Raw genomic sequence first — 4,517 nt, forward strand, 5'->3', positions numbered from 1 at the left:
CCCATAAGGAATACGACTGGGCATGGAAAGCCGGCCAAACTCCATGCTCCGCTCCTCCAGAAGCCGGTTTATTTCCATAGACGCCTGACAGATGCGCTCCATCCTCTCAGGAGAAAAACAGCAGACCATCTGCCGCAGCCCTTCCTGCCAGCAGGCCCGAAAGCGCCGGGACAGGATTCGTGTTTCCGAACCACGGAATGGAATCCAGAATGACAGCCGCGCTGTAAAACGAATACGGCCTCGGAATCTTCTTCGTCACCGCAGTAAACAGCTCCGGAGTCAGTTCTTCATCCGTTTCCGGAATCCGGTATGCCAGTCCCTTTACAGCCGGAAAATTAGATGTAGTCGTGATATGCGGTTTTGCTAAACCACCCGGCCTTAAATACTTACCTGTCTGCGGAAATGCTTTCCCCATCTTTCCTGTGGCCGTCCGTGCAAAGACAGGGGCAGCCGTGTCCGGCACCTCCTGAAACGCAAACATCATCCGCCCGGGAGCGAGCCCCTGTTCCTCCAGGAATTCCAGAAGGCACTTCACCGTCTCCTGATAGGGGACCTGTTTTTTTAAATCCACTGTCACAGACAGAAACGTCCGTATCTGGTCCTGCTTCGCCATCACAGAGCCTCCCGTCTTATTCTGCCAGGGCCGCATCATAAGCCCTCTTCGTCTTTTCATCAAACAATACCCATAAAATCAGATCGAAGGCGTCCGGATACTCTTCAATCCGGCGTCTCACTTCCCTCACCGCCGTCACCGCCGCCAGATCCACAGGGAAACGGTAAATTCCGGTGGAGATGGACGGAAATGCAATCCTTCTGATTCCGTTCTGTTTCGCCACTTCCAGGGAGGTTCTGTAGCAGGATGCCAGAAGCTCGGCTTCCCCTTTCGATCCCCCGTTCCAGACCGGTCCCACCGTGTGAATAATATGGCCGCAGGAAAGGCGGTATCCACGCGTAAGCTTCGCCTGTCCCGTCTTACATCCGCCCAGCAGCCTGCACTCGAACAAAAGATCCTTTCCGGCCGCCCGATGGATCGCTCCATCCACGCCTCCGCCTCCCAGAAGAGACGAATTGGCTGCATTGACAATCGCATCCAGGCCTTCCACCTTCGTAATATCCCCCAGCATGGTCGTGACTTCCGTATTCGCTGTCATGTGCGCCTCCTTCTATTCCTTCACCGGCAGCGTCACAAGCCGCCAGGAATACACGGTATTTCCATGGGCGCTTAAGGGTCTGGCCTCCTTTTCGCTGTAGAGCGGATCCATGCATAAGTAGCCATCGTCACCGCTTCCCAGCAGCAGCACCCAGTGCCAGTATCCGTCTCCCAGATTCTTAACCCTGACAAGCGGATACTGCTGTTGATCCAGAGCCGCCTCAATCGCCTGTTCATCTACCGTTTTATAAACCGTTACCGTGGCTTCCGGATATACGGAAGAGATATTTCCCCAGATTACGTCCCCGGATGCGTTGTAAACGCCCTGTTCCGTAAAGAGCCGGTTCAGCTCTCCCGGTGTCACGGACTCTCCATACAGATCAAAAAGTGTGGCCAGACAGGTAACGAGACAGCCGGAGCTGCCCATGGTAAAGCGGGATTCTCCCAGCGGGGCGGCCGCCCACTCCTCATCCTTTTGCAGATAATAGACCGCCTCCGGCAGCGGATGTGCCTTTGTGCTCTGAATCGTCGTGCCTTCCCCGCCTCCGCCTCTGTGCCTCCATACCAGAAGTGCTGCCGCAGCCAGGACGAGAATGGCCGCGCCGGTCAGTATCCATATTATTTTCTTTCGTCTGTACATTCTATTCTCCTGAGCATGAAATACTCATCGCTCTCCTGCCACGCGGCACGGAAGCCCCGTCATGCCCTTAAAACGCACAGGGAACGTATAAATGGTGGCCTCCGTGGCCATTTCTCCCTCCAGGAGCCTGGATAAACCGCATAAATTCTCCACCACAAAGGTATTCCGGTCCGCGCAGTACTGATCCTTCGGCGTATGTTCCGCACCGCGCCGGATTCCTGCGCAGTCGATACCGATGATGGATACGCCCCTGTCCAGCAGCCGGTCGATCAGTTCATCCGAAAGCTGCGGATGCTCCTTAAAGTAAACCGGGGTTCCATATCCGGTCCGCTCCAGAAATCCTGTAAAAAATGCCACAAACATTCCCGCCTCCACCCGGTCCAGGAAGATATCTCCGGACTCGATATCACGGCCGGAGACCTGGCTGACATCGAAGACCAGTCCTTTTCGCTTCACGTATTCCAGCGGAAACTCCCGGTCCATCACATCAAAATGAGTCCCAAGATGACCCGCCAGCGCCTTCTTCTCATTGCCCTGGGCATCCGCCGCAGCCTTTGGCGTGACTTCCACCGTCAAATCAATCAGCATGTGCAACTCCTCCCTGTCCATTTTTTTCCGTCGGATCGGCCGGGAACTTCTCTGCAAGAAACTTCTTTATAAGATGGTACAGTTTTCTGCTGTGCACCACATAGCTGCCGTGGTTTTCCCCCGGAAGAATGACGAGTCGACTGTCCGGTATCTTCGAAGCCAGATAGCGGGTATGCTCTTCCTTGATCATATCGTTCTCTCCGGCCAGAATAAGCACCGGCTCTGCAATCCGTTTTAACTCTTCCTCTGTGATCTGCGGCTCCACCAACATCATCCGGATCTTCGGATCCCTGTCGAAATGGGTGATCAGGCGGAACAGCTGAAACCATTTTTCCTTTATTCCCTGTGGATAGGCATTGCCGCCACAGAGAATCAGCTTCGACAGCAGGCCGGGATTCTGCTCAGCCACCAGCATTCCGATGATCGCACCGTCGCTGAAGCCGCAGAACACCGGTTTTCGGATGTCCAGCTTCCGAATGAACGAAGCCACATCGTCCGCCATGTTCTGATAGCCCAGCGTCTCCACCACCGAGCTCTTTCCGTGCCCCCGCGAATCCAGGGCGTAAACAGTGTAGTCGCAGCTTAACAGCGCTGCTGTCTCATCAAAAATGGAGTGATCTTCCCCATTCCCGTGAACGAGGATCACGGCCGGACCATGGCCCGAAACGCGGTAATATAATTTGACGCCATTGACATGTAGTTCCATCTGATCCCCTCCTCTTTCTATATGATAGCGTGTCTGAAATATGCTCTTCTTATCCCCTGGCCGGAACGATCTCAATCCAGTATCCATCCGGATCGCTGATAAAATAGATTCCCATACCCGGATTTTCAAAGCAGATAACGCCCATTGCTTTGTGTTTCTCATAGAGCGCGTCGAACTCGTCCGTGGCAAACGCCAGGTGGAATTCACATTCTCCTAAATCGTACGGTTCCTTCCTGTCTGTCAAATACGTCAGTTCCAGTGTGAAATCACTTTTTCCGTCTCCTAAGTAAACCAGTTTAAAGGAGCCGTCGGAGGCATCCTTCTCACGAACCGGCATGAGGCCCAATGCCTCTTTATAGAATGCAAGACTCTTTTCCAGATCGAGAACGTTGAAGTTAAAATGGTTGAATGCTGTCATATTCTTTTCTCCTTATCCTATTGATTCTGTCTTTCCTGTGCATGTTCTTCCAATCCCGCAGTTCTTCCGGCGAAAAGCCTCTGCGGGATAAAATCAGTATATCACACGAAGCTATTATTCTCTATATATTTGCGCCCATTATTTCAGATTTCAGATTGGACTGCACAACAAAAGCCGTCCCCGGAAGGCTTTTACCCCTGTCCGTCTGACGGCTATAGAAACAAATGCTCCAATTTCAGTTCGTGTATCAGGTTCACAATTTCCTTTGTTCTTGTGCAGTTGAATTTTCTCAGCAGGCTCTTAATCTGAGTCTTTACCGTAACCAGTTCAACAACGCGAAGTTCGGCAATCTGCCCCACTTTGTAATTCTGCAGCAGCAGGCGCACCAGTTCCCGTTCGACAGGAGTCAGCTGTCCTACATTGGTAATGAAAAACAACAGGCTTTGCTCGCTTCGCCTCAGCCTGGAATACTCGCTCATCAGCATTTTCTGAATTTTAGCCTCCATCACCGGCTTACCGGAAAAGGCGCTGCGTATGTGGAAAAGCAGTTCTTCATCCGGGCATCCCTTGACAATATAATCCACAGCTCCAGCCCCCATCGCCGTGTAGATCATCTGGTTCGTGTCATGGGCCGTCAAAAATATAATCTGTGCCTCCGGTTTTTCATTCCGTATCTGTTCGGCCGCCTCAATTCCGGAAGTCAGATACTCCATCTCTATATCCATCAGAATGAGATCAAATTCCATCTTCCGCGCCAGCTTTACAATCTCTTCTTTTCCGCCGGCACTGCCTGCTGCCTCCATGTCCTCCTGAGAATCAAGGAATTCACAGAGGTCTTCACGAAGGAGGTCAAAATCCTCTGCGACCAGAATTCTTATTTTCCTTTCCACGGCTTCCACCTCTCTTTCCTGTATCTTCCGTTCCGTAGCTTGGCAGCATGATAAAAAAACTGGTCCCCGTCTCCGGATGGCTTTCGATCCTAAGGGTGCCGTAGTGGCTCTTTACAATATTCCGT

At 52.2% G+C, this 4,517-nt stretch carries 7 protein-coding genes; all 7 read right to left on the reverse strand.

Annotated elements, in window-relative coordinates; all coding sequences use genetic code 11:
- Positions 1-106: 106 nt before the first annotated feature.
- Positions 107-613, reverse strand: coding sequence for a hypothetical protein (locus ACLTD4_RS32950; protein ID WP_147335863.1), 507 nt, complete (start codon positions 611-613; stop codon positions 107-109).
- Positions 614-629: 16 nt separating this feature from the next.
- Positions 630-1,151: an O-acetyl-ADP-ribose deacetylase gene (locus ACLTD4_RS32955; RefSeq protein WP_025529305.1), complete on the reverse strand. Its 522-nt coding sequence runs from the start codon at positions 1,149-1,151 to the stop codon at positions 630-632.
- Between the two features lie 12 nt (positions 1,152-1,163).
- Entirely contained in the window at positions 1,164-1,790 is a 627-nt protein-coding gene (locus ACLTD4_RS32960; RefSeq protein WP_117620646.1) for a hypothetical protein, read from the reverse strand.
- 24 nt (positions 1,791-1,814) lie between these two features.
- Entirely contained in the window at positions 1,815-2,378 is a 564-nt protein-coding gene (locus ACLTD4_RS32965; protein ID WP_117620793.1) for a cyclase family protein, read from the reverse strand.
- On the reverse strand, positions 2,368-3,084 hold the full coding sequence (locus ACLTD4_RS32970; RefSeq protein WP_412331931.1) for an alpha/beta fold hydrolase: 717 nt from the start codon (positions 3,082-3,084) through the stop codon (positions 2,368-2,370). Before ACLTD4_RS32970 ends, ACLTD4_RS32965 begins: the two co-directional genes overlap by 11 nt.
- A gap of 49 nt (positions 3,085-3,133) precedes the next feature.
- Positions 3,134-3,502 carry a VOC family protein gene (locus tag ACLTD4_RS32975; protein ID WP_117620645.1) on the reverse strand — a complete coding sequence of 123 codons (369 nt, stop codon included), beginning with the start codon at positions 3,500-3,502 and terminating at the stop codon, positions 3,134-3,136.
- A gap of 212 nt (positions 3,503-3,714) precedes the next feature.
- A complete protein-coding gene (locus tag ACLTD4_RS32980) occupies positions 3,715-4,392 on the reverse strand; it encodes a response regulator transcription factor (RefSeq protein ID WP_002603954.1) in 678 nt (225 codons plus the stop codon).
- Positions 4,393-4,517 lie beyond the last annotated feature (125 nt).

The organism is Hungatella sp., assembly GCF_046966825.1.

What these genes read in the sequence shown, in the direction of transcription:
- ACLTD4_RS32955 (WP_025529305.1), bottom strand. Translation starts at nt 1,151, where the DNA reads ATGACAGCGAATACGGAAGTCACGACCATGCTGGGGGATATTACGAAG.
- ACLTD4_RS32970 (WP_412331931.1), bottom strand. Translation starts at nt 3,084, where the DNA reads ATGGAACTACATGTCAATGGCGTCAAATTATATTACCGCGTTTCGGGC.
- ACLTD4_RS32965 (WP_117620793.1), bottom strand. Translation starts at nt 2,378, where the DNA reads ATGCTGATTGATTTGACGGTGGAAGTCACGCCAAAGGCTGCGGCGGAT.
- ACLTD4_RS32950 (WP_147335863.1), bottom strand. Translation starts at nt 613, where the DNA reads ATGGCGAAGCAGGACCAGATACGGACGTTTCTGTCTGTGACAGTGGAT.
- ACLTD4_RS32960 (WP_117620646.1), bottom strand. Translation starts at nt 1,790, where the DNA reads ATGTACAGACGAAAGAAAATAATATGGATACTGACCGGCGCGGCCATT.
- ACLTD4_RS32975 (WP_117620645.1), bottom strand. Translation starts at nt 3,502, where the DNA reads ATGACAGCATTCAACCATTTTAACTTCAACGTTCTCGATCTGGAAAAG.